The following is a 2,249-nucleotide window of genomic DNA, read 5'->3' on the forward strand; positions in this document are numbered from 1 at the left end:
CCAAGAATGATTTATGCCATGCTCAAACAGCATGAACAAACCCAAGGGGCGAATGATTCGACTTACTGGATTTACTTTGAATTGTTGTGGCGCGAATATTTTTATTGGTACGCAAGGTGTTATCAACAAAGGCTGTTTCGGTTTGGTGGTATTCGCAATCAACCGCCGTTAACCAGTTTTTATGCGCATCGTTTTCAGCAGTGGAAAAATGGCACCACACCGTATCCCATTGTCAATGCGTGTATGCACCAACTGAATCACACTGGTTATATGTCTAACCGTGGTCGCCAGTTGGTTGCAAGTTGCCTTGTTCATGAACTGGGGCTGGACTGGCGGTATGGCGCGGCCTACTTTGAAACGCAGTTGATTGACTACGATGTCGGCTCGAATTGGGGAAACTGGCAATATTTAGCGGGAGTAGGGGCAGATCCGAGAGGCTCTCGTCAGTTTAATTTGGAGAAGCAGACGCAAATGTACGACCAAAATCATGAGTTCATTGATCGATGGCAAGGGCGTGACAGCCGAGCGCAGCAAGACGTTGTCGATATGGTCGACTGGCCAATCGCAACGCAGCAAGAAAATGGAGATAAATAAATGCGTTATGACACGGTGCGATTGATTCTCGGCGACCAACTCAACAGCGAGCATTCTTGGTTTCAGCAAGCGGATGATACCGTGCTTTACTTGATTGCTGAGCTCAAGCAAGAAAACACTTACGTTACGCATCACATTCAAAAGGTGTGCGCCTTCTTCTCCGCGATGGCTATTTTCGCTCAAGAGAAGCAAGAAGAAGGGCATCATGTTCTGCATCTAACGTTGGATGACACTGCCGCTTTTGATGATCTTGACCAAGTATTGCAGCACTACGTTCGTGAAGTTGGGGCAAGTAAATTTGAGTATCAACGGCCAGATGAATATCGACTGCTGGAACAACTGACCAAGTTGAAATTAGAAAGTGTTGTCAAACGTTGCGTCGATACTGAGCATTTTTTACTGCCTTTTGCAGAAATAGAACAGCAGTTCCCGCAAGGCAAACACGTCATGATGGAGCACTTTTACCGACGGATGCGCAAGCGCTTTGATATTTTGATGCAAGACGGTAAGCCAGTGGGTGAAAAGTGGAATTACGATGCCAACAACCGTAATAAACTGAAAGTGAAAGATATCGAGCAATTACCCAAACCGCTGATGTTTAGCCTGAATGTTGACGAGATTGTAGAGCGACTAACGCGACACAAGATCTCGACCATCGGTTCACTAAATGGTGATTTGTTATGGCCAGTGAATCGCGCTCAAAGCCTATCTTTGCTCGCGCATTTTTGTCAGGTTTGTCTCCCTCATTTTGGTCGGTTTCAAGATGCGATGACGGCGGAGCACGAATCCAAATGGAGTTTGTACCACAGTCGTTTGTCGTTCTCGATGAACAGTAAGTTACTGCACCCCAAAGAGGTAATAGATGCTGCACTTAGTGCGTATCAATCAAACAAACACATCGATATTGCACAGGTAGAAGGATTCATTCGTCAGATCTTAGGTTGGCGGGAATTCATTCGGGGGGTGTACTGGGCGAATATGCCGCAGTATCTGCAGAAAAATGAGCTCGAAGCATCACGTGATTTACCCGACTACTTTTGGACAGGAAAAACCAAGATGGCTTGTATGCGCAATGCAATAGGCCAGTCTCTCGATTATGCCTACGCCCATCATATTCAGCGTTTGATGGTGACGGGCAACTTTTGTTTGCTCACCGAGATGAACCCTGACCAAGTAGATGCTTGGTATCTCGGCATTTATGTCGATGCGATTGAGTGGGTAGAAATGCCCAATACACGCGGTATGGCATTGTTTGCCGATGGTGGCATTGTTGGCAACAAGACTTATGCCGCAAGCGGGTCGTACATCAACAAAATGAGCGATTACTGTAAAGGTTGCCACTATGACAACAAGGCGCGCAGTGGTGAAGGCTCTTGTCCGTTTAATAGTCTTTATTGGCGATTTATGGACAAGCATGAAAAGCGACTCGCTACCAATCCACGCATCGGCATGATTTTCCGGTCTTGGGACAATATGGAAGCTTCGCAGCGCCAAGCGATTCTTGAGACGGCTGAACGCTATATCGCGGATTTGGAGCATTTGTGATGAACATTTTGATCGTCGGTGGAAACGGAGGGATTGGTTTGGCGATGGTCAAAGAAGCACTAGTGCGCTTTCCGCTGGCACAAATTCACGCGACCTATCGGCGCACAAAA

2 protein-coding genes and 1 pseudogene are annotated in these 2,249 nt (G+C 46.8%); all 3 read left to right on the forward strand.

The genetic code is table 11. From position 1 onward, the window contains the following. Nucleotides 1–594, forward strand: a 594-nt coding sequence (locus R7E00_RS22510; RefSeq protein ID WP_318124479.1) for a DASH family cryptochrome, incomplete at its 5' end; no start/stop codon positions are given. Next, complete coding sequence (locus R7E00_RS22515) at nucleotides 595–2,139, forward strand: cryptochrome/photolyase family protein (protein WP_318124480.1); 1,545 nt, start codon at nucleotides 595–597, stop codon at nucleotides 2,137–2,139. It abuts the gene before it with no gap. After that, a pseudogene (locus R7E00_RS22520) lies at nucleotides 2,139–2,249 on the forward strand (short chain dehydrogenase); the annotation flags it as partial. The gene R7E00_RS22515 and the pseudogene R7E00_RS22520, both read left to right, overlap by 1 nt.

It is taken from the genome of Vibrio sp. Vb1755 (assembly GCF_033338635.1).
Taxonomy (GTDB): domain Bacteria; phylum Pseudomonadota; class Gammaproteobacteria; order Enterobacterales; family Vibrionaceae; genus Vibrio; species Vibrio alginolyticus.